This window comes from Pseudomonas sp. Tun-23181 (assembly GCF_057415455.1).
Genome location: NZ_CM171630.1, coordinates 1589351 through 1610878, shown reverse-complemented (window position 1 = coordinate 1610878; position 21528 = coordinate 1589351). Strand labels below are relative to the sequence as shown.

Here is a 21528-nt window from a genome sequence, read left to right as displayed (position 1 = left end):
TTTTTCGGGCCCTTGTTATAAAGCGGCACGCCAGTGTCAACAGGCCGCCCAGCGCTCGTTTCATAAGCTTTTCATTAAATACTTAGAAACAAACTCAATAGAGATATAAGGGGACTTAGAGTGAACAAGTCGGAACTGATTGACGCTATTGCCGCATCCGCTGACATCCCGAAAGCTGTAGCCGGCCGTGCGCTGGACGCAGTCATCGAATCCGTCACCGGCGCCCTGAAGCAAGGTGACGATGTTGTACTGGTTGGCTTCGGTACCTTCTCGGTCAAGGAGCGCGCCGAGCGTACCGGCCGCAACCCGCAGACCGGCAAGGCGATCAAGATCGCTGCCGCCAAGGTTCCAGGTTTCAAGGCTGGCAAGGGCCTGAAAGACGCCGTCAACTAAGTCGTCTCTTTCAGCCGGACCTGGTCACGCCAGGCCCGACCGCGTGACGAAGGGGGCGCAAACGTTCCCGTTGGCACGCTCGCTTTGAAAAGGCGCATCCACAGGATGCGCCTTTCTTCTATCAGGATTCTACCCACGCTCCGCGGTTGTCGACGCAGTGGTACAACCGTTTCTGGGGGACGCATGCTGCAGAATATCAGGGACAATTCACAAGGTTGGATTGCCAAGACCATCATCGGCCTTATCGTCGTGCTGATGGCGCTGACCGGCTTCGAGGCCATTTTCCAGGCCACCAGCCATAGCCAGGACGCCGCCAAGGTGAACGGCCAGACCATCAGCCAGAACGAGCTGAGCCAGGCTGTCGACATGCAGCGCCGCCAGCTGATGCAACAGCTGGGCAAGGATTTCGACCCAGCGCTGCTGGACGAGAAAATGCTGCGCGAAGCCGCGCTCAAGGGGCTGATCGACCGCAAGCTGCTGTTGCAGGGCGCCGAGGATGCCAAGTTCGCCTTTTCCGAGGCCGCGCTGGATCAGTTGATCCTGCAGACGCCAGAGTTCCAGGTCGACGGCAAGTTCAGTGCCGAACGATTCGACTCGGTCATTCGCCAGATGGGCTACGGGCGCATGCAGTTCCGCGAGATGCTGGCCGAGGAAATGCTCATCGGGCAGCTGCGCACCGGCCTTGCCGGCAGCAGCTTCGTCACCGACAAGCAGGTCGAGGCCTTCGCCCGCCTGGAGAAACAGACCCGCGACTTCGCCTCGCTGACCTTCAAGGCCGACGCGGCCGTGGCCCACGTCAGCGACGACGAGGTCAAGGCGCACTACGACCAGCACGCCAAGGAGTTCATGACCCCCGACCAGGTGGTCATCGACTACATCGAGCTGAAGAAGTCGGCCTTCTTCGACCAGGTCACGGTCGACGAGGACGCGCTCAGGAACCTCTACGAGAAGGAAATCGCCAACCTGGCCGAACAACGCCATGCCGCGCACATCCTCATCGAGGTCGACGACAAGACCTCCGATGCCCAGGCCAAGGCCCGCATCGAGGAAATCCAGCAGCGCCTGGCCAAGGGTGAAGACTTCGCCGCGCTGGCCAAGGAGTTCTCCCAGGATCCGGGTTCGGCCAGCAGTGGCGGTGACCTGGGTTTCGCAGGCCCCGGCGTCTATGACCCGGCCTTCGAGGAGGCGCTGTACAAGCTGGGCGAGGGGCAGGTCTCGGCGCCGGTGCGTACCGAGTTCGGCTACCACCTGATCAAGCTGTTGGGCGTCGAGGCGCCGGAAGTACCGACCTTCGCCAGCCTGCAGGACAAGCTGACCCGCGAGCTTAAGACCCAGCAGGTCGAGCAGCGCTTCGTGGAAGTGACCAAGCAGTTGGAAGATGCTGCCTTCGAGGCGTCCGACCTGGCCCAGCCGGCCCAGGACCTGGGCTTGAAGGTACAGACCTCGGCGCCGTTCGGTCGTGAAGGCGGCGAGGGCATCACTGCCAACCGTGCGGTGATTCAGGCCGCCTTCAGCGAGGAGGTGCTGGACGAAGGCGCCAACAGCAACGCCATCGAGCTGGACCCGGAGACCGTGGTCGTGCTGCGCGTCAAGGAGCATCGCAAGCCCGAGCAACTGCCGCTGGACGCCGTGGCCAAGAGCATCCACGAGCACCTGGCCAAGGAGAAGGCGATCGCCGAGCTCAAGGCCAAGGCCGACAAGCTGATTGCCGAACTGCGTGATGGCTCCCGGACGCCGGACGCTGCGGTCGAGGGCCAGGCCTGGAAGGTCCAGGAGGCCGTCACCCGTGGCCAGGACGGTATCGACCCGGCTGAACTGCAGGCGGTGTTCCGCCTGGCCAAGCCCGAGGCCAAGGACAAGCCGGTCTATGGCAGCGTGGTCCTGGCCGATGGCAGCCTGGTGCTGCTGCAGCTCAAGGGCGTCAACGAAGGTGCCGCGGCTACCGACGAGGAGAAGGAGCAGATCCGTCGCTACCTCGCCTCGCGCGCTGGCCAGCAGGATTTCGCGGCCTACCGCAAGCAGCTGGAAGCCAACGCCGAGATCACTCGCTACTGAGTGCATCCCTCCAACGAAACAGGCCGCGTATGCGGCCTGTTTCGTTTCTGTCCCAGTGCTACCTGTCCCGGTCCATTCTTGGGGCTGCTTTGCAGCCCATCGCCGGCAAGCCGAACACCTTGAGCTTCCGCGGGCTCACCGCCGCTCCCCCTCGTAGTTGTCCAGGGTATCCCTGGCAATCTCCCGCCCCAGGGCGATCAGCTCCGGTGCCTTGTAGAACTCGAAGAACCGGCACACCCGCTTGGGTACGTTGATCAGCACGTCCGGTGGATAGCCGGCGATCTTGTACTGGGCCAGGGACGTCTGCATCACCTCGAAGCTCTGGTTGATCAGGTCGAGCAGCGAGGCCGGGCCAACGTTGTCGATGATGAACGAGCCGGTGGCGGAGCGGGGGGCGCCGTCGCTCTCTGGGGCCGCCGCCGGTTGCTGGCTTTCCGGATTGGCCGAATCGGCGAGCCAGGGGTTGGGCCGCCCCAGACCCTCGGCAACGATCTCCTGCTCGATGCGCATCAGTTCCTCCGCCGGCTTGCGCCGGAAGGGCAGGCGCGAGCCCAGGGAGCTGATCAGGGCATCGAAACGCATCTTGAACGCCGCCGGGCGTTCGATCACCGGCAACTGGTACTGCTTCTGGTTGGTGGCGTTGAGGTTCACCGCGATGATCAGGTCGCAGTGGCTGGACACCACCGGGACGATCGGCAGCGGATTGAGGATGCCGCCATCCACCAGCATGCGGTTGCCCTGCATCACCGGGGTGAACAGGCTGGGGATCGCCGCCGAGGCACGCATGGCCTGGTGCAGGCAGCCTTCCTGGAACCAGATTTCCTGCTGGTTGGTGAGGTCGGCCGCCACCGCGGTATAGGGAATGGACAGTTGCTCGATGTTCACGTCGCCGACGATCTTGCGGATCTGCCCGAACACCTTGTCGCCACGGATCGCGCCCAGGCGAAAGCTCACGTCCACCAGGCGCAGCACGTCCAGGTAGTCCAGGCTCTCGATCCAGTTGCGGTAATCGTCGAGCTTGCCAGCGGCGTAGATGCCACCGATCACCGCTCCCATGGAACAGCCGGCGATGCAGGCGATCTCGTAGCCGCGCCGTTCGATTTCCTCTATCACGCCGATGTGCGCGTAACCCCGGGCGCCACCCGACCCCAGGACCAATGCCACGCGTTTGCTCATGATGTCTCCCCCACGGCTGTGCAACCATGGTCCAACAATGCACCCATTGCGGCCCATGCTTCAATGTACACCGTGCTGGGCTACGCTGAGCAGGGCACTTTTCGTTTGCCTGGGCGTCGAATGGCCACACTTTTTTCACCTTCGAGGTTACTACCGATGAAAGCCTGGATCTGCCTTCCCCTGATCGCCCTGGCCCTTGCTGGCTGCGCGGGCAAGACGGCCTACCGTGACAGCTGCGCGACCCAGCTGGATGCCGCCTGGAAGGAACTCGACCTGGCCAAGGCCGAAGGCTTCGCCGGCACCGTCAGTTATTCCAAGGCCCTGTCGCTGTTGACCGGGGCCAAGACCCAGCAGCAGTTCGAGGCCTTCGAAGGGTGCACCAGCAAGGCGCAGAAGGCGCGTTTCTATATCCGTGAGTCTCGCGCCGGGCGCTGAACGAGGAGCGTCGTATGTCCGCCATGCTCGATCACGTGATCACCCAAGTGCTGGCCCTGCAGGTGCGCCTGCTGGCCTGTCGCGAGCGGTTGGCCGCCGATGTCGACAGCGAGGCGTTGCACGACCTGCGCATCGCCCTGCGGCGGCTGCGCAGCCTGCTGCGCCCTTTGCGCGGGCTGCCAGGTGTCGACCAGTTGGAGGGGGCGGCCAAGTCCCTGGGCACCCTGACCACGCCCCTGCGCGATCGTGAGGTGCTGGCAGCCCAGTTGCTCAGGCAGGGCCACGAGCAGGCCGGGCAACGGCGCCTGGAGGGCAGGGCGCGGACATTCGCCAGCGTGGCCGGCAGCCGCCAGCTCGACCGTGTGCTGGCCATTCTCGACAGCTTCCCGCTGTTTCTGCGTGCCTGCGACCGCGAAGGCCTGGCTCGCGGCCTGGAAAAACGCATCGACAAGCGCCTGGACAAGCAATGGCGCAAGCTGCGCAAGGCCCTGGAAGACCCTGCCCACGACCGCCACCGCTTGCGCTTGCTGATCAAGCGCGTGCGCTATGGCGATGAGGCCTATCCGCAGCTGGACTCGGCCGGGAAGAAGCTGCGCCGCCTGCTCAAGCGGGCCCAGGGCGACCTGGGCGAATGGCACGATCGCCTGCAATGGCTGTTGCAGGCCCGCGACCATGCGGACCTGGCGCCGTGCAAGGCCGCCTGGGAGCGCGAGCTGCACGAGGCCGAGCAGAAGGCCGATGCCACCCTGGAGGTGCTGCTGGCGGCCCTGGCGCGTCGATAGCCGCCAGAATTGACCGATATGCGGGCTGCCAGGAGGGGGCTCGCTGGCTAAGATCGGGAGCATCGACGTAGCCGATTTTTCTGCAGGAGCGAAAGGACGCCATGAATTTCACGCAATTGCTTGCCGCCGTGCGCGAGCGCCCCGAGGCGGTCAGCGTGCCGGCCAATTGGGCCCAGGGGCGTGCCGCGTTCGGTGGGCTGATGGCCGCGTTGGTCTATGAGGCCATGCGCGCCAGGCTCGACGATGCCCGTCCGGTGCGTTCGCTGGCCATCACCTTCGTCGGCCCCGCCGCGCCGGAGGTCCCGATCCGCTTCGAGGTCGAGGTGTTGCGCCAGGGCAAGGCGGTCAGCACACTGCTGGGGCGCGCCGTGCAGGATGGCCAGGTGGTGACCTTGGTGCAGGGCAGCTTCGGTGTCGGGCGGGCGTCGGAGGTCGAGTTTTCGGCGCTGCCAGCGGTGCCGATGAAACCCTTGGAGCAGGCTGCGGCGGAGTTGCCCTACATCCAGGGTGTGACACCGGAATTCATGCGCCATGTGGCCTTGCGCTGGGCCATTGGCGGCCTGCCGTTCACCGGCGATGCCTCGCGGCAGATGGGCGGCTGGGTGCGCTTGCGCGATGTCGCCGAGGAGCCGGTCAACGAAGCGCACCTGCTGGCCCTGGTTGACGCCTGGCCGCCCAGCCTGTTGCCCAGCCTCAAGCGGCCTGCCGCTGGCAGTACGCTGACCTGGACCATCGAATTCGTCCAGCCTACGCCACGGCTGTCGACCCTGGACTGGTGCCGCTACTGTGTCGAGACCGAGCATGCCCGCGATGGTTACGGGCACGCCTCGGCGGCCCTGTGGACGGCCGAGGGCGAGCTGTTGGCATTGAGCCGGCAGACGGTGACGGTGTTTGCCTAGGGCTCCGGCGTTGGCTCCTGAGCCGGTGCCGGTCAGTTCAGCGTTTCAGTTGCCATTTGGGGCCGCTTCGCGCCCCATCGCCGGCAAGCCGGCTCCCACACGTGCCTGCAAGCCGCATCCTTTATGACCGACTCGCACCCTGGACTGCCCCCCAAAAGCTGGATCGGTGTCCAACTTCTTGAGGGCAGTCCACCCTGTGGGAGCCGGCTTGCCGGCGATGGGCTGCAAAGCAGCCCCTAAAAAGGTGATACCCGCCGTTTTCAGCGCCGATGCTTGTGCCGCTCCCGCCAGGCGCGCCACCAGGCGCCGCTGAGGACGAAGCGCGGAAAGGTGATGAACTGCTCGGTGAGCAGGCGTTGCACGGCATCCTTGCGGTCAGCGAAGGGCTCCGGTTGTTCGGCTTCCAGGCGATGGCCCTGGCGCTGCAGGCCCAGGCTGGCGGCCAGGGCGATGATGCCCACGGCGATCTGGGAAAGGTCCAGGCCGAACAGGCCCGAGAGCACCAGCAGCACGCCCAGGATGAACAGCGGCACGGCAATCAGGTGCAGCACCAGGTTGGCCGGGTGCCGGTGGTTGTTGTGATAACCGCGCCATTGCCAGGCGGGCAGGTTGGGCAGGCGTTTGCTCATGGACATTTCCTCTGGCTCATGTCCAAAGCTTAGTGCGGCCCTCGGGCGAGGGCCAATCGAGGCGGGCTATGGCGGCTATAGCTTGAGCTGGCCAATGGCCTTGTTCAGTTCGCCGGCCAGGGTCGCCAGTTCGACGCTGGTGGTGGCCGAGCCGACTGTCTGCTGCACGGTCTGCTCGGTGACGTCGCGGATGCTCACCACCGCCCGGTTCATCTCCTCGGCCACCTGGCTCTGCTGCTCGGCGGCGACGGCGATCTGCGTGTTGCTTTCGCGCATCTGCGCCACGGCGCTGGTGATCTCGGCCAGGGCTTCGCCGGCTTCCTGGGCCTGCTTGACGCAATCGTCGGCCTTGTACGAACTCTCCTGCATGAACTCCACTGCATCGCGGGTACCGGCTTGCAAGGCCGAGACCATGCCGGTGATTTCGTCGGTGGAGGTCTGCACGCGCTTGGCCAGGTTGCGCACCTCATCGGCCACCACGGCGAAGCCGCGGCCCAGCTCACCGGCACGGGCCGCTTCGATGGCGGCATTGAGGGCCAGCAGGTTGGTCTGTTCGGCGATGCTGTGGATCACCCCGACCACGCCGTTGATCCGCTGGCTGTCCTCGGCCAGCTGGTGGATCATTTCGGCGGTCTGCTGCACACCGCTGGACAGCCCGGCGATCGAGTCCTGCACCCGGCTGACGACCTGCTGGCCGCTGCCGGCCAGGCTGTCGGCGGTCTGCGACAGGTCGCGGGTGGCGCCGGCGTGCTGGGCGATGTGGTGAACGGTCGCGGACATCTCGTTGATCGCCGTGGCCGCCTGGTCGGTCTCGCTCTGCTGGCCGATCATGCCGTGGCGCACTTCGTTCATGCTCGCCGCCAGGCGTGCGGCGCCCGAGTCGAGCTGGGCGGCGGTGCGCGCCACGGTGCTGACCACGCGATGGTAGGTGGCCTGCATGGCATTGAAGGCGCCTGCCATCTGGCCGACTTCGTCGCCGCAGGACAGCGGCACGCGAGCTGCCAGGTCGCCGGTCTTCTCCACGTGCAGCATCACGTCCTTGAGGGTGTTGAGCTGGCTGAGCAGGAAGCGGATCAGCAACTGCGAGGCGCACAGCATGGCCAGCATCAGGACCAGGACACAGACGGCATAGTTGCCGAAACGCTCGAAGAATACCTGGCGCAGGCTGGGCGACTGGGCCAGCACGGCGATGCGCTGCTCGCCCTGGTACAGCACCTGGGCCCCCTGCAACGGGTTGTCGCCGAGCAGCCAGGCACCGGGCAGGTCGACCCAGCCTTGGCTACCCTCCAGGGCCTGGAGGGGTTCTCCGGCGAAGGTCGGTGTCTGTCCTGCCTGCCAGGTGACCAGGTGGGGCAGGCTGGGCAGGGCTTGCCCGGCGGGCCAGGCGGCGATCAGCGAGGCCTCGGTGACGGCCTGGCTGCGGGCGCCCTCGGCCCGGGCCTGTTGCTCCAGATACACGGCATAGAGCACCAGCAGCAAGGTCGTGACGAAGGCCACCGCATTGACGGCCCAGAACTTGTACTTCAGGGAAATATTGCTAAGCCAGGCACCCATTAGGTCTTCTCTGAGTTGAGCGGAAACATTATTGGCAAGGTGCCATCATTGTGCCCGCTCAAGCCAGGCGTTGTCTTGATATGTGTCAAGGAAGACTGGGGGGCACCACAGGATTCAGGGCAACCGAAAGAACGCCCTGGCGCTGGCCGTGGTATGGGTTGCCGTGTGCTCCAGGGACTCCCCTCGATGCAACGCCACCTCGCGCAGGACCTCGGGCAGGAAGGCCGGTTCGTTGCGGCCGTTCTTCGGCTTGGGCCGCAGGCTGCGTGGCAGCAGGTAGGGCGCATCGCTCTCCAGCATCAGGCGGCCCTCGGGGATGTTGCCGACCAGCGGATGCAGGTGAGTGCCGCGGCGCTCGTCGCAGATCCAGCCGGTGATGCCGATGTGCAGGTCCATGTCCAGGTAGGCGAACAGGGCCTGGCGTTCGCCGGTGAAGCAATGCACCACCGCGGCGGGCAGGTGATCGCGGTAGTCCTTGAGGATTGCCAACAGGCGCTCGCTGGCCTCGCGTTCGTGGAGGAACACCGGCAGGTGCAGTTCGGCGGCCAGGGCCAGTTGCGCCTCCAGGGCCTTTTCCTGCTGTGGACGAGGGGAGAAGTCGCGGTTGAAGTCCAGCCCGCATTCGCCCACGGCCCGGGCCCGTGGTTGCGCCAGCAACTGACGCAACCGCCGGTCGCTGGCGCCGTCCCAACTGCTGGCATCATGGGGGTGTACGCCTGCCGTGGTGAACAGGCATTGGCCGTCAGGGTCCAGTTGCCCGGCCAGTTCCTGGGCCTGTTCGCTGACCGCCAGGCTGGTGCCCGTGAGGATCATCTGTGCCACGCCGGCCTGCACGGCTCGCTCGACGATGGCGGCTTGCTGGTCATGGAAGCTGCTGTTGGTCAGGTTGACGCCGATATCGATCAATTGCATGGTGCTACCTCGTGCCGCGGGCCGGCCAGCATAGCAAAAACCGGGAAAATCCAGAAAAAGCCAAGAACTTCAAGCGGTTGTCATGGTCTTCTGCGGTCATTCGCCACGGATCGGACCTTTTTGCATGGCGCCAGCCCACAGCCCACGGACACGTTCTCGCATGCTGCGTTCGCTGCTGACCTTCCTGCTGATGTTCGGCCTGGCCATGGCCGGCCCAGCCAGCGCGCGCTTGCCAGGGCCGCAGCACAACGTGCCGGCCAGCCAGGTTCGCGACCTTGCGCAGATCCGTGAGAGCAAGGTGCTGCGGGTGCTGGTCAACCAGAGCCGCAACAGTTCCGGGGAGGTCAAGGGCGAGCCGGTAGGCGTCGAATACCATCGCCTGCGCGGCCTCGAACATCATCTCAACGCCCGGGCCCGCGACGGCCAGGCAATCCGCTTCAAGCTCATCCCCCGCGCCAAGGAACAACTGCTCGCCGCCCTGCAGCGGGGCGAAGGTGACCTGGCCGCCCCTGGCGAGCTGCTCGACCCTGGCCTGGTGCGCGGCGTGAGCGCCAGCGCGCCGGTGGTCGATCAGGTGTCGCTGGTGCTGGTGGGGCGCAAGGGCGAGCGCAGCTTCAGCCGGGTGGAGCAGTTGTCCGGACGCACCATTGCGTTGACCAGCGCCAGTGCCGCCGGTGCGCTGGTCCGCCAGCTCAACCAGCAACTGGCTCTGCGCAAACGTGCGCCGATCAAAATCGAGTGGGTCGATCCCACGCTGGCAGTGGAGGATGTGCTGGAGATGGTCCAGGCCGGCATCTATCGTCTGACGCTGGTGGAGCGTCCCATCGCCCAGCGCTGGGCCCGGGTGATGCCGCGCCTGCGCCTGGACACCCGCCTGAAGCTGGGCCAACCCCAGGCCATACGCTGGTATGTGCGGCGCGACGCGAACATGCTCCTGGCCACGGTCGATCGCTTCCTGGCCGGCTACCGTGCACCGCAGAACCAGGATGCCGCCTTCGAGCGGATCTACCGGCGCCAGTACCGGGTGCACAACCCCTTGGCGCGTCGCGACCGGCAGCGCCTGGCGTCGTTGCGGGCGGTCTTGCAGAAACATGGCAGCGCACAGCAGATCGACTGGCTGAACCTGGCGGCACTGGCGTTCAAGGAGTCGACCCTCAACCCGGCGGCGCGTGGCAGCGGCGGCGCCCATGGGCTGATGCAGATCACCCCGGCGGCGGCCCGGCGAGTCGGGGTGAGCAACACGGCGACGGTCGATGGCAATGTCCTGGCCGGTGCCCGCTACCTGGCGCTGATTCGTCGCAAGTTCTTCTCCAGCGCCCAGCTCAACGAACGCGAGCGCATGGCATTCGTGCTGGCCGCCTACAACCTGGGGCCGGAGCGGGTCCAGGCCATGCGTGCCGAGGCCCGGCGACGAGGGCTCAACAGCAACCAATGGTTCTTCCAGACCGAACGCATCGCCATGGAGCAGATGGGCATGGGGCCGGTCAACTTCGTCAACAGCGTCAATAAGTACTTCCTGGCGTTCAATCGGGAGCGGGCATCGTTGGAGCGGGTGGGCAAGCGCTGAATTAATCTAATTTGTAGATGTATAAGTGCGTAAATTTGAATCTTATTTGTTGATTAATATGGCGCCCATCCCAACCAACATTTACTCAGGACGCTTCGACATGAACAACCCCCTCAACGCTATCTTCGTTACCCGTGCAGGTCTTGGCCTGAGTGTCATCCGCATCCTCGTGGGCATCATCTTCATGGCCCACGGTGCCCAGAAGTTGTTCGGTCTGTTCGGCGGCTACGGGCTGGAAGGCACCGGCCAGTGGATGGAAAGCATCGGCTTGGCGCCCGGTTACCTGATGGCGTTGTTGTCTGGCAGCGCCGAGTTCTTCGGTGGCCTGGCCCTCGTGGTCGGCTTGCTGGCACGGCCGGCGGCGCTGGCGCTGACCGTGACGCTGGTGGTGGCGATCTTCTCGGTGCACATCGGCAATGGCCTGTTCATGTCCAACAACGGCTACGAGTTCGCCCTGGCCCTGCTGGCCGGTACCGTGGCGGTGCTGATCGAGGGCGCGGGTCGCTTCTCTCTGGACCGGCTGATCGCCCACGACTGAACGGCATCCTGATGTGACTGACCCGCTTCCCAGGGGCCCTGGGAAGCGGGTTTTCTCCATGCCGTGGGGTAGTGCGAAAAACCGCCGGGCGACGCCCAGGCTGGGCCACCTTCAATAGGCGGCTTGTATCTTGTCGCTTGACGCTCTAGCATACCGCCTGCGCCGATTTAAACAGCTACTTGCGGGGCGCGGGAGGCACCCACTCGGGTCATCCGAAATACCGCTAAAGCGCTGGTTCGGTGACGCCTCCCACCGCTGCCCAGCGGGATCTGCGAGGCGGAGAGATACTCCATGAGTTGCCCACGTACCAGTGTCTGCCTGAGTCCGTTGCCTGCCAACCAGGCCTCGCGTACACCGCGCATCCTGCTCGGCGGCCAGCATCAGCCCACCCTTTTGCGTAACCTCGACGGCTTGTCGCGACGCAAGGGCCAAGCGCGTGCCTTCCTTGTCCAGTTCGCCGAAACCTGCGATGGCCTTGCCCAGCACGCCAACGATCGCTTCGATCTCGCGGTGATCCAAGCCCCCTTGGCGGCCGATGCCGCGGCAGTCATCGGTCACCTGACCCGCATCGCCCGCCAGGGCCTGATCACCCGCCGCTGAGGCGCGTGCCGCCGTGGGGATTTTTCGCTAAGCTCGGTGCCTCGGCAGGCTTGCGCCGGCCGTGGAGGCACTGAGGAGAACGCTGCTTGAGCACCAACATCATCACGACGGAAGGTCACGAGGCCCTGAAGAAGGAGCTCGACCACCTGTGGCGGGTCTACCGGCCCGAGATCACCCAGAAGGTCACCTGGGCCGCATCCCTGGGCGACCGCAGCGAGAACGCCGACTACCAGTACAACAAGAAGCTGCTGCGTGAGATCGATCGGCGGGTGCGCTACCTGCGCAAACGGCTCGAGGACGTCAAGGTCGTGGCCTATTCACCGCAGCAGGAAGGCAAGGTGTTCTTCGGCGCCTGGGTGGAGATCGAGAACGACGAGGGGCAGACCCTGACGTTTCGTATCGTCGGCTACGACGAGATCCATGGGCGCAACGACTACATCTCCATCGATTCGCCCATGGCCCGGGCGCTGCTCAAGAAGGAAGAGGGGGACGAGGTCGTGGTGCACACGCCAACCGGCGAGGCGACCTGGTACGTCAACCGTATTCGCTATGAGGGGAGCGGGGGGTAGCTACAGGCCCCCTGCGCTCACCCTTCCCGCAACACCGCCAGTGGGCTGGCATTCAATGCCCGTCGCGTCCCGAACACCCCGGCGGCACCCACCAGCACGGCTCCCGCCACCGGCAGCACCAGCAACCAGGGGTGCGGCGTCCAGGCCAGGTCGAAGGCATGGCGATACAGGACCAGGGTGATCAGCTCGCACCCCACCGCCGCCAGCACGCCACTCACCGCACCCAGCAGCCCGAACTCGATCCGCCGTGCCTTGACCAGCAGCGGCCGTGCAGCGCCCAGGGCACGCAGCAGGGCGCCTTGGCGCAGGCGTTCGTCGAGGGTTGCCTGGAGTCCTGCGAACAGCACCGCCAAGCCCGCCGCCAGCACGAACAACAGCACATACTCCACCGCCACGGTCACCTGGGCCAGGATGCTGCGCAACTGGGCCAGCAGCGCATCGACCTGGAGGATGGTCGCTGCCGGAAACGCGCGTGACAGGGCGACCACTTCCTGGTCATGGCCCGGCGCCAGGTAGAAGCTGGTCAGGTAGGTGGCTGGCAGCCCTTGCAGGGTGCCGGGCTGGAAGATCATGTAGAAGTTGGGCTGGAAGCTGTCCCAGTGCACCGTGCGCAAGCTGCTGACCCGGGCCTGGCGCTGCTGGCCACCGATGTCGAAGGTGAGCAGGTCGCCCAGCTCGAGCTTCAGGCTCTGGGCAAGCTCCGCTTCCACCGACACACCGGGCACGCCGTCAGCGGGTGGCGGTGCGTCCCACCAGCGCCCAGCGCTCAGGGCGTTGCCCTGGGGCAGGTCGGCCGCCCAGGTCAGGCTCAGGTCGCGTTGCACGGCGCGTTCGCCGGTGGACTCCTTGCTGACCAGTTGCCGCACCGGCTGCTCGTTGATATGGGTCAGGCGCCCGGGGATCACCGGGTACAGCGGTGCTGACGTGGCATTGACCGCCTGCAACTGGCGGGCGAAGGGCTCGCGGTCGTCGGGCAGGATGTTCAGGGCGAAATGGTTGGGCGCGTCCTTGGGCAACTGGGCCTGCCAGGTATCGAGCAGTTCGGCACGCAGCAGTGCCACCAGGCCCATGGCCAGCAGGATCAGGCCGAAGGCCAGGGCCTGGCCGGCAGCGGCCAGCGGATGGCGCAGCAGTTGCCCCAAGCCCAGGCGCCAGGCCAGCGGTGCACCGGCCAGCAAACGCCGCAGGCTGCGCAGGCCGAGCAGGAGCAGGCCGCCCAGCAGCAGGGCAGCGAGTAGCCCACCACCGAGCAGGGCGAAGGTCAGCAACAGGTCCAGGCTCAGCCGCCACATGATCAGGCCCAGGGCCAGCAGGGCGGCGCCGTAGACCAGCCAGCCACTGGGTGGCAGCGGCAGCAGGTCGCGGCGCAGGACCCGCAACGGCGGCACGCGCCCGAGGGCGGCCAAGGGCGGCAGGGCGAATCCGGCGAGGGCCACCAGCCCGGTGCCGATGCCGGCGAGCGCGGGCGCGATGCCGCCAGGTGGCACCACGCTCGGCATCAGCCCCTGCAACAAGCGGAACAGGCCCAGTTGCGCCAGCCAGCCGAGCAGGGCGCCGGCCAGTGCCGCCGCCAGGCCGAGCACTGCCAGTTGCAGGCAATACAGGCCCAGCGCCTGGTGTCGCGACAGCCCCAGGCAACGCAGCAGGGCGCTGGCGTCCAGGCGGCGGCTGGCATAGCGGCTGGCCGACAGGGCCACGGCCACGCCGGCCAGCAGCACCGCCACCAGGCTGGCCATGTTCAGGTAGCGTTCGGCCTTGCCCAGCGCGCCGCCGATCTGCCGATTGCCGTCGCGCGTGTCGAGCAGGCGCTGATGCGCCGCCAGGCCCTTGGCCACCGCCTGGCGATACCGCGCCAGGGCCTCGGGCTCGCCACGCCAGAGGTCGCGGTAGGTGACCCGGCTGCCAGGCTGGATCACACCCGTGGCGTCCAGGTCGGCGAGGTTCATCAATACCCGTGGGGTCAGGCTATAGAAATTGCCGGCGCGGTCCGGTTCGTAGGTCAGCACCCGGCTCATGCGCAGGGTCTTCATGCCCACGTCGATGCTGTCGCCGATCGACAGCCCCAGGGCCGCCAGCAGGCGTGGTTCGACCCAGGCCTCGCCCGGCGCCGGGCCACCGCCGGGGGACTCCTCGGCGTAGGGGGCCGCGGCGCTGCGCAGTTGGCCACGCAAGGGGTAGCTGGCGTCGGCCGCCTTGATGCTCGACAACTGGATCCCCACCTGTGCGCCCACCACGCTGGTGAACTCGACCACCCGGGCGTGGCGCAGGCCAGCGGCCGTGCCGGCGGCGACCTGCGCCTCACTGGCCGGCGAGCTGCCCCGCAGCACCAGGTCGGCCCCGAGGAACTCGCCGGCGCGCAGTTGCATGGCGTCGTTCAGGCGCGCGCCGAAATAGCCGATGGCGGTGCTGGCCGCCACTGCCACCAGCAGGGCGAAGAACAGCACCCGCACCTCGCTGGCGCGGGCATCGCGCAGCAACTGGCGCAGGGCCAGGCCGCACAGGCGGGAGAAGGGCAGGCGGCTCATCAGGGCTCCAGGGGCTCGACCAGGCGGCCGGCATCCAGGCGGATCAGGCGGCGGCAGCGCTTGGCCAGGCGTTCGTCATGGGTGACCAGCACCAGGGTGGTGTCGCGCTCCTTGTTCAGCTCGAACAGCAGGTCGCTGATGCGCTCGCCGGTGTGGCTGTCCAGGTTGCCCGTGGGCTCGTCGGCGAACAGCACCGCAGGCTCGGCGGCGAAGGCGCGGGCGATCGCCACCCGCTGCTGCTCGCCCCCGGACAGCTGGCGTGGCGTGTGGCTCAGGCGCTTGCCCAGGCCGACCCGCTCCAGCAGGTCGCGGGCATGTTCGCGGGCGTCGCGACGGCCGTCCAGCTCCAGCGGCAGCATGACGTTCTCCAGGGCATTGAGGCTGTCGAGCAGCTGGAACGACTGGAACACGAAGCCGACGTGCTCGGCCCGCACCCGGGCGCGCTGGTCTTCGTCCAGCGGGCCGAGGTCATGCCCGGCGAGGATGACCTGGCCGGCGCTGGGCCGGTCGAGGCCAGCGAGCAGACCCAGCAAGGTCGACTTGCCGGAGCCGGAGGCGCCGACGATGGCCAGGCTGTCGCCTTGGTCGAGGGAAAGGGAGAGCGCGTGGAGGATGGTCAGGTCGCCTTCCGCGCTGGGGACCACTTTGCTAAGGTTCTGCGCAACGAGAATGCTGGGGCCCATGGAGAATCCAATGCGAGTGTGGTGGTTGAGTGCCGGTCTGGCCCTGTTTTGCCTGGCCCAGGGCGCGGCGGCGGGAACGCTGCTGGTCGTCGGCGATAGTATCAGCGCCGGTTTTGGCCTGGATAGCCGCCAGGGGTGGGTTGCCCTGTTGCAGCAGCGCCTGGAGGAGGAGGGTTACGACGACCAGGTGGTCAATGCCTCGATCAGCGGCGACACCAGTGCAGGCGGCCAGGCGCGGCTGCCGGCGCTGCTTGCCGAGCACAAGCCGAGCCTGGTGGTGCTGGAGTTGGGGGGCAACGATGGCCTGCGCGGGCAGCCGCCCGAGCAATTGCAACAAAATCTTGCCTCGATGATCGATCGCTCCCGCGACGCGGGGGCGAAGGTGGTGTTGCTGGGCATGCGCCTGCCCCCCAACTACGGGGTGCGCTACACCACGGCCTTCGCCCAGGTCTATGAGCAACTGGCAGCACAGAAGCAGGTGCCGCTGGTGCCGTTTTTCCTCGAGGGCGTCGGTGGGGTGGCGCAGATGATGCAGGCCGACGGCATCCATCCGGCCCAGGGGGCGCAGCAGCGCCTGCTGGAAAATGCCTGGCCGGCGATAAAACCCTTGCTGTGACGCTTTTATCGGGACGGGCTTTCGGCTAATGTTGCGCCCCCCGTTCCGAGAGCCCCCGATGCCGCGCCCCGCCTGGTCCTTGTATGCCTATCAACTGATCGAGCCCGATGAGCAGCTCGACCTGTTCGCCTGCCAGGAGGTTCGCGTTCACCTGGTGGCCCGCCAGCTCGAGCTTGGCGCGCCCGCCGACCGCACCCTGTGCGGCGGCCTGCTGCCGGCCCAGCCGCGCTGGTCGATGGTCGAGCGCAGCATCTACCGCGATGGCCGCCTGTGCCCGCTGTGCCGGGCGATCCTCGACGCCCAGCGGCGTGGCACGCGTCCGGTGTGGCCGGAACTCTGAGCGCCTTTCATCATCTGAAACGCTTGCCCATGGTCGATGCCTCCCGCTTGTATCGGGGTGGGTGTACAATCGACCCTCTTGACCCATCTTTCGAAGGATTTACCGGATGTTGCCGCGCCTTCCCGCCGTCACCCGTAGCCTGTCCCTGGCCGCCCTGCTGGTAGCGGGCCCTGCCGTTGCGCTGGAACTGCCGTTGCCACCACCCGGTGAGGACATCGTCGGCCAGGTCCAGGTGATCAAGGCCAAGTACGAGGACACCTTCGCCGACATCGGCACCGCCAATGACCTCGGCTACCTGGAGATGATCGCCGCCAACCCGGGCATCGACCCGTGGCTGCCGGGCGCCGGCAGCGAGATCATCCTGCCGACCCGCTACATCCTGCCGCCGGGCCCGCGCGAGGGGATCGTCATCAACCTGGCCGAGTACCGCATGTACTACTACCCGAAAGGGCAGAACGTGGTGCACACCTACCCGTTGGGCATCGGTCGCGAAGGCTGGGGTTCGCCGATCGCCAACACCAGGATCACCGCCAAGACACCGAACCCGACCTGGACGCCGCCGGCCTCGATCCGCGCCGAGCATGCCGCCGATGGCGACATCCTGCCGGCCGTGGTGCCCGCAGGGCCCGACAACCCGCTGGGGCCGTTCAAGTTCACCCTGGGCGTGCCGGGCTACCTGATCCACGGTTCGAACAAGAAGTTCGGCATTGGCATGCGCACCAGCCACGGCTGCTTCCGCATGTTCAACAACAATGTGCTGGAGTTGTCGAAAATGGTGCCGGTGGGGACATCGGTACGCATCATCAACGAGCCCTACAAGTTCGGTATCAGTGGTGGCAAGGTCTACCTGGAAGCCCACACGCCGTTGGACGACCATGGCGATCCGTCGGTGGTGGACAAGCACACCGCGGTCATCAATGCCCTGCTCAAGCGCGAAGACCTGGCCAACAACCTGCGCATGAACTGGGACATGGTGCGCGATGTGGTGGCCGCTGAAGACGGCATGCCGGTGGAAATCGCCGTGCCGGTCAATGCCGACGTTAGCGCGCCGATGGTGTCGAGCATTCCGCCTGAGTTGCAGTAAGCACGCTCAAGGTGTTTTGAACTAACACGCCATCGAGCTTTGCAGCCTCTCGCGGCACAAGGCCGCTCCCACAGGTGCAGCGCTGACTTACAGAACAGTGCCGTACCTGTGGGAGCGGCCTTGTCGCGAAAGGAGCACGTAGCGGCCCCAGCAGTTTCTTGCCGGTCGCTTTTGCCGCGGCAATAAAAAAGCCGACCCACTAGTGGGTCGGCTCCATAACAATCCGTGAGGATTATTACTTGCGGCTGGCTTTGTCCAGCATGCGCAGAGCGCGCTCATTGGCTTCGTCAGCGGTTTGCTGAGCTTTCTGAGCGGCAGCCAGAGCGTCGTCAGCCTTACGGTAGGCTTCGTCAGCACGGGCTTGGGCGCGAGCTGCTGCGTCTTCGGTAGCAGTCAGGCGAGCTTCGGTTTCTTTGGATACGCTGCTGCAACCGGTAGCCAGAACTGCGGCCAGAGCCAGAGCAGAGAATTTCAGAACGTTGTTCATCGTGTTCCCCTTCAAGGACTTTCTATTAAATAGCCATCTCTCGGAAAAGAGAAACTGGCCGGCGTACATAGTACCCATTACTTGTAGTAAGTAAACTGACTGAGCGCAAGAACTGCAAAAAAAATGTTGCCAGCCCTGGCAAGCGACATGGGTTGTAGGGCATTTTTGAAACTCGTGCAGAGGGTTTCGCAAGCGATTGTAGAACAGGAACTTTTTGTTGAACTAAAGGTGACTTTAACGGTCGGCTGGCGTCATAGCCCTGGAACATCCGGCGGCTGTTCCGAGTGCCCGGCACAGGGGGGGCAAGGTGGGGCTTGCGTATTTTTACCGGCGGGCACCTTGAGCAATCCCGTTTGTGGCGCCTACTATTTGTAGGGTGCCGCGCCGCAGAACGAACCAGATCGCCCTGCGGTCCAATAGGGCACCGGGTGGCGTAGAGGTTCCTCCGCCGGATAAAATCATCGGTCAAGGTAAGGGTCTGCCGAGAAGACCTGCGAGGAGTAGTGATGAGCGAAGCGCTGACCATCCATCATGACCAGGCCGGTCATCAGTTCGAGACCAACGTGGACGGTCATCGTGCCTACCTGACGTACATGGACCTGGGTAAACAGACGCTGGACATCTACCGCACCTTCGTGCCCAATGCCCTGCGTGGCCGCGGCATTGCCGCCGCCCTGACCGAACGGGCCCTGGAGTATGCCGAGCAGATGGGGTACACGGTCATTCCCTCGTGCTCCTATGTCGAACGCTACATGGAGCGCCAGCAGCGCCAGTCGAGCAAGGTCTGATTTCTGGCGAGCGATCGCCGCACACGAAAACGCCGGGCAATGCCCGGCGTTTTCGTGCCTGCCCTGGCCCTCAGCCGCGCTGGCGCTGGGGCAGGACATCCTTGAGCTTGGCGCGCATGCTGCGCAGGGCCTTCTCGGTGGCGCTCCAGTCGATGCAGGCATCGGTGACGGACACGCCGTACTGCAGGTCGTCCAAGTTCTTCGGAATGGCCTGGCAGCCCCAGTTCAGGTGGCTTTCGACCATCAGGCCGATGATCGACTGGTTGCCCTCGAGGATCTGGTTGGCCACGTTCTCCATGACCAGCGGCTGCAGGGCCGGATCCTTGTTGGAATTGGCGTGGCTGCAATCGACCATGATGTTGGCCTTGATCTTGGCCTTGGCCAGGTCCTGCTCGCACAGGGCGACGCTGACCGAGTCGTAGTTCGGCTTGCCGTTGCCGCCGCGCAGCACCACGTGACCGTAGGCGTTGCCCTTGGTGGTGACGATGGACACGCCGCCTTCCTGGTTGATGCCGAGGAAGCGGTGGGGCTTGGAGACCGACTGCAGGGCATTGATGGCGACGGTCAGGCCACCGTCGGTGCCGTTCTTGAAGCCCACCGCCGAGGACAGGCCGGAAGCCATTTCCCGGTGGGTCTGGGATTCGGTGGTACGGGCGCCGATGGCCGACCAACTGATCAGGTCCTGCAGGTATTGCGGGGAGATCGGGTCGAGCGCCTCGGTGGCGGTCGGCAGGCCCATCTCGGCCAGGTCCAGCAGCAGCTTGCGGCCGATGTGCAGGCCATCCTGGATTTTGAACGAGTCGTCCAGGTATGGGTCGTTGATCAGGCCTTTCCAGCCGACGGTGGTGCGCGGCTTCTCGAAGTACACGCGCATCACCAGGTACAGGGTGTCGGACACTTCTTCGGCCAGGGCCTTGAGGCGCTCGGCATATTCGTGGGCGGCCTTGATGTCGTGGATGGAGCAGGGGCCGACCACGACGAACAGGCGATGGTCCTTGCCGTCGAGGATATTGCGCACCACTTCGCGGCCGGCAGTCACGGTCTGCAGGGCCTTGGCGCTCAGGGGGAGTTCCTTCTTGAGCTGATCGGGGGTGATCAAGGTCTCGTTGGAAGCAACGTTAAGGTCGTCGATCGGTAAATCAGCCATCGTGTTACTCGTCAGGTCACGGGTGCCGGCCGCCAGCAATCCCCGTGCGGCCCAGCAGCAAGATTGTTCGCAACGGGGAGCCGAACCTTAGCGCGTTACAGGGGGCTCGACAATGGGCTGGCCCCCGTCGGCGCGGGGTTTTTACCGGATGGCTGGTTTTTTCCGCCTCAGGTGGCGTGCAGGTTCGCCTCGGAGAAGGCTTCGGCGTGCAGGCCGACCCATTGTGCGGCCAACGCCTGGGCAGCATTGCTGTCGAGGTCGGGCTGCTGATGTTGCAGGCAGTAGTGGCGAATCTGGCAGACCTGCTCGCCCATGCGAGCGCCGAACAGTGCCTGGGCATCGGTGAAGGCAATGCCCACCCGGTAGCCTTCGTCGAGTTTCTGACACCAGGCGATATAACCAGGATAGCGGGCCTCGCTGCCCAGGGAGGGAATTGCGACTTCCACCGCCATGCCGCGCCGGTAGGCGCGCAACTGCTTGCAAGCGATGCCGCCCAGGCCCAGTGTATGCAGGTGGCGGCGGAACAGGCTGGGGAATGGACGCAGGGTCAATTCGACCGGAATGTCTTCGGGATGAGGCAGGTATCCACACATGGCCGACTCCGTGCCGGTTATTTGACCTTCTTCGCTCCAGTATAGTGAAAGATCGAAAACCGGCTGATTTACGTGTAAAAAAACCGGACGACGAGCATAGGCATTTTCGACAAGGGGCAGGGTGAGCATGCGCAATGCACGGATCGGCATCATCGGCAGTGGTGCCATTGGCGGCTTCTATGGGGTGATGCTGGCACGCGCCGGCTTCGATGTGCATTTTCTGTTGCGCAGCGAGTATGCCGCCGTACGCGACCAGGGCCTGGTGGTGGAGAGTGCGGTGCACGGCCAGGTGCGGATGAAGGTGCAGGCTTATGCCGCGGCTGCCGACCTGCCACCGTGCGACTGGCTGCTGGTGGGCGCCAAGGCCACCAGCAATGCCGAACTGGCACCGCTGATCGTCCAGGCCGCGGCGCCGGGCGCCAAGGTGGTCTTGCTGCAGAACGGCCTGGGCGTGGAAGCGCAGTTGCGCCCGGACTTGCGCTCGGACATGCACCTGTTGGGCGGGTTGTGCTTCATTTGCGTCAATCGCCAGGCGCCTGGAGTGATTCGCCACCAGGCGCTGGGCGCGGTCAACCTGGGGTATCACAGCGGCCCGGCCGAGGACGCGGGGGCGGCCATTGTCGCCGAGGGCGCCGCTTTGTTCCAGGCGGCCGGTATCGACTCCCAGGCCATGGATGACCTCGACCTGGCGCGCTGGCAGAAACTGGTATGGAACGTACCCTACAACGGCCTTTCGGTGCTCCTGCAGGCCAGTACGACCCCACTGATGAGCGACCCGCACAGCCGTGAGCTGATCCAGGCGCTGATGGCCGAGGTGGTGCAGGGCGCGCAGGCCTGTGGTCATGTGCTGGCGCAAGGGTATGCCGAGCACTTGTTGCGCATCACCGAGCAGATGCCCGACTACTGGCCGAGCATGTACCACGACCATGCCCTGGGGCGTGCGCTGGAGTTGCAGGCGATCTATGCCGAGCCGCTGGCCCGGGCGCGAGCGGCCGGATGCCAGCTGCCGCGCATGGAGATGCTGTACCAGGCACTGACCTTCCTCGACCGGCGCAATCGCCCGGCCTGAAGGGCGCGGCGGCAGCGCGCCGGACGGCACGGCGGCCGTTCGCGGCGCTGCTAAGCTGAACCTTGCTCTGCCTTAGCGGCAGTCGAG

Annotated in this window: 23 protein-coding genes; 14 read left to right on the top strand and 9 right to left on the bottom strand. The window is 65.6% G+C overall.

The genetic code is table 11. The features are described from left to right. Positions 1-120: 120 nt before the first annotated feature. Both hupB and ACDI39_RS07870 read left to right on the top strand, forming a co-directional pair. Positions 121-393, top strand: a complete 273-nt coding sequence (gene hupB / locus ACDI39_RS07875) for a nucleoid-associated protein HU-beta (RefSeq protein ID WP_011533117.1) — start codon at positions 121-123, stop codon at positions 391-393. A 183-nt stretch (positions 394-576) separates the two neighbouring features. Further along, positions 577-2448 (top strand): SurA N-terminal domain-containing protein, encoded by a 1872-nt coding sequence (locus ACDI39_RS07870; RefSeq protein ID WP_225790150.1) that lies wholly within the window; start codon positions 577-579, stop codon positions 2446-2448. Positions 2449-2583: 135 nt separating this feature from the next. Here ACDI39_RS07870 and ACDI39_RS07865 read toward each other — a convergent pair whose 3' ends face one another. After that, positions 2584-3624 carry a patatin-like phospholipase family protein gene (locus ACDI39_RS07865; protein WP_225790151.1) on the bottom strand — a complete coding sequence of 347 codons (1041 nt, stop codon included), beginning with the start codon at positions 3622-3624 and terminating at the stop codon, positions 2584-2586. 156 nt (positions 3625-3780) lie between these two features. Here ACDI39_RS07865 and ACDI39_RS07860 point away from each other — a divergent pair, with 156 nt between their 5' ends. From ACDI39_RS07860 to ACDI39_RS07850, 3 genes are all read left to right on the top strand, one after another. Further along, entirely contained in the window at positions 3781-4059 is a 279-nt protein-coding gene (locus tag ACDI39_RS07860) for a hypothetical protein (protein WP_225790152.1), read from the top strand. A 14-nt stretch (positions 4060-4073) separates the two neighbouring features. Then, positions 4074-4841 carry a CHAD domain-containing protein gene (locus ACDI39_RS07855; RefSeq protein ID WP_225790153.1) on the top strand — a complete coding sequence of 256 codons (768 nt, stop codon included), beginning with the start codon at positions 4074-4076 and terminating at the stop codon, positions 4839-4841. Positions 4842-4942: 101 nt separating this feature from the next. Further along, on the top strand, positions 4943-5740 hold the full coding sequence (locus ACDI39_RS07850; protein ID WP_225790154.1) for an acyl-CoA thioesterase: 798 nt from the start codon (positions 4943-4945) through the stop codon (positions 5738-5740). 260 nt (positions 5741-6000) lie between these two features. Here ACDI39_RS07850 and ACDI39_RS07845 read toward each other — a convergent pair whose 3' ends face one another. The 3 genes from ACDI39_RS07845 to ACDI39_RS07835 all read right to left on the bottom strand — a co-directional run bounded on the left by ACDI39_RS07845 (position 6001) and on the right by ACDI39_RS07835 (position 8835). Further along, on the bottom strand, positions 6001-6369 hold the full coding sequence (locus ACDI39_RS07845; protein ID WP_225790155.1) for an Mpo1-like protein: 369 nt from the start codon (positions 6367-6369) through the stop codon (positions 6001-6003). Between the two features lie 75 nt (positions 6370-6444). After that, a complete protein-coding gene (locus tag ACDI39_RS07840) occupies positions 6445-7923 on the bottom strand; it encodes a methyl-accepting chemotaxis protein (protein ID WP_253091350.1) in 1479 nt (492 codons plus the stop codon). 114 nt (positions 7924-8037) lie between these two features. Continuing rightward, positions 8038-8835: a TatD family hydrolase gene (locus ACDI39_RS07835; RefSeq protein ID WP_225790157.1), complete on the bottom strand. Its 798-nt coding sequence runs from the start codon at positions 8833-8835 to the stop codon at positions 8038-8040. Between the two features lie 160 nt (positions 8836-8995). Here ACDI39_RS07835 and ACDI39_RS07830 point away from each other — a divergent pair, with 160 nt between their 5' ends. The 4 genes from ACDI39_RS07830 (at position 8996) to greB (ending at position 12109) form a co-directional block, all read left to right on the top strand. Next, complete coding sequence (locus ACDI39_RS07830; RefSeq protein ID WP_253081330.1) at positions 8996-10402, top strand: MltF family protein; 1407 nt, start codon at positions 8996-8998, stop codon at positions 10400-10402. A 100-nt stretch (positions 10403-10502) separates the two neighbouring features. Further along, positions 10503-10940 (top strand): DoxX family protein, encoded by a 438-nt coding sequence (locus ACDI39_RS07825; protein ID WP_225790159.1) that lies wholly within the window; start codon positions 10503-10505, stop codon positions 10938-10940. 291 nt (positions 10941-11231) lie between these two features. Next, positions 11232-11540 (top strand): hypothetical protein, encoded by a 309-nt coding sequence (locus tag ACDI39_RS07820; protein WP_225790160.1) that lies wholly within the window; start codon positions 11232-11234, stop codon positions 11538-11540. 86 nt (positions 11541-11626) lie between these two features. Then, on the top strand, positions 11627-12109 hold the full coding sequence (greB, locus tag ACDI39_RS07815) for a transcription elongation factor GreB (RefSeq protein WP_225790161.1): 483 nt from the start codon (positions 11627-11629) through the stop codon (positions 12107-12109). 17 nt (positions 12110-12126) lie between these two features. On the opposite strand, the gene ACDI39_RS07810 is transcribed toward greB, so the two are convergent. Together ACDI39_RS07810 and ACDI39_RS07805 are read right to left on the bottom strand one after the other, a co-directional pair. Beyond that, a complete protein-coding gene (locus ACDI39_RS07810; protein WP_486538235.1) occupies positions 12127-14634 on the bottom strand; it encodes an ABC transporter permease in 2508 nt (835 codons plus the stop codon). Next, positions 14634-15317, bottom strand: coding sequence for an ABC transporter ATP-binding protein (locus ACDI39_RS07805; protein WP_225790163.1), 684 nt, complete (start codon positions 15315-15317; stop codon positions 14634-14636). Before ACDI39_RS07805 ends, ACDI39_RS07810 begins: the two co-directional genes overlap by 1 nt. Before the next feature lie 10 nt (positions 15318-15327). On the opposite strand from ACDI39_RS07805, the gene ACDI39_RS07800 reads away from it, so the two are divergent. From ACDI39_RS07800 to ACDI39_RS07790, 3 genes are all read left to right on the top strand, one after another. Continuing rightward, complete coding sequence (locus ACDI39_RS07800; RefSeq protein ID WP_225790164.1) at positions 15328-15933, top strand: arylesterase; 606 nt, start codon at positions 15328-15330, stop codon at positions 15931-15933. 58 nt (positions 15934-15991) lie between these two features. Next, the gene (locus tag ACDI39_RS07795; protein ID WP_253081328.1) at positions 15992-16273 is read left to right on the top strand and encodes a hypothetical protein; all 282 of its coding nucleotides are present in this window, start codon (positions 15992-15994) and stop codon (positions 16271-16273) included. 106 nt (positions 16274-16379) lie between these two features. Continuing rightward, on the top strand, positions 16380-17357 hold the full coding sequence (locus ACDI39_RS07790; RefSeq protein WP_253081327.1) for a L,D-transpeptidase family protein: 978 nt from the start codon (positions 16380-16382) through the stop codon (positions 17355-17357). Positions 17358-17592: 235 nt separating this feature from the next. On the opposite strand, the gene oprI is transcribed toward ACDI39_RS07790, so the two are convergent. Beyond that, positions 17593-17844, bottom strand: a complete 252-nt coding sequence (oprI, locus tag ACDI39_RS07785) for an outer membrane lipoprotei OprI (protein ID WP_003259780.1) — start codon at positions 17842-17844, stop codon at positions 17593-17595. A 506-nt stretch (positions 17845-18350) separates the two neighbouring features. Between oprI and ACDI39_RS07780 the strand changes: the two genes are divergently transcribed. Continuing rightward, a complete protein-coding gene (locus ACDI39_RS07780) occupies positions 18351-18632 on the top strand; it encodes a GNAT family N-acetyltransferase (protein WP_225790167.1) in 282 nt (93 codons plus the stop codon). 70 nt (positions 18633-18702) lie between these two features. Here ACDI39_RS07780 and ACDI39_RS07775 read toward each other — a convergent pair whose 3' ends face one another. Both ACDI39_RS07775 and ACDI39_RS07770 read right to left on the bottom strand, forming a co-directional pair. After that, complete coding sequence (locus ACDI39_RS07775; protein ID WP_225790168.1) at positions 18703-19779, bottom strand: 3-deoxy-7-phosphoheptulonate synthase; 1077 nt, start codon at positions 19777-19779, stop codon at positions 18703-18705. Positions 19780-19946: 167 nt separating this feature from the next. Next, positions 19947-20372 carry a PilZ domain-containing protein gene (locus ACDI39_RS07770; RefSeq protein ID WP_253081326.1) on the bottom strand — a complete coding sequence of 142 codons (426 nt, stop codon included), beginning with the start codon at positions 20370-20372 and terminating at the stop codon, positions 19947-19949. 127 nt (positions 20373-20499) lie between these two features. Between ACDI39_RS07770 and ACDI39_RS07765 the strand changes: the two genes are divergently transcribed. Beyond that, the gene (locus ACDI39_RS07765; protein WP_225790170.1) at positions 20500-21441 is read left to right on the top strand and encodes a putative 2-dehydropantoate 2-reductase; all 942 of its coding nucleotides are present in this window, start codon (positions 20500-20502) and stop codon (positions 21439-21441) included. Positions 21442-21528: the final 87 nt, after the last annotated feature.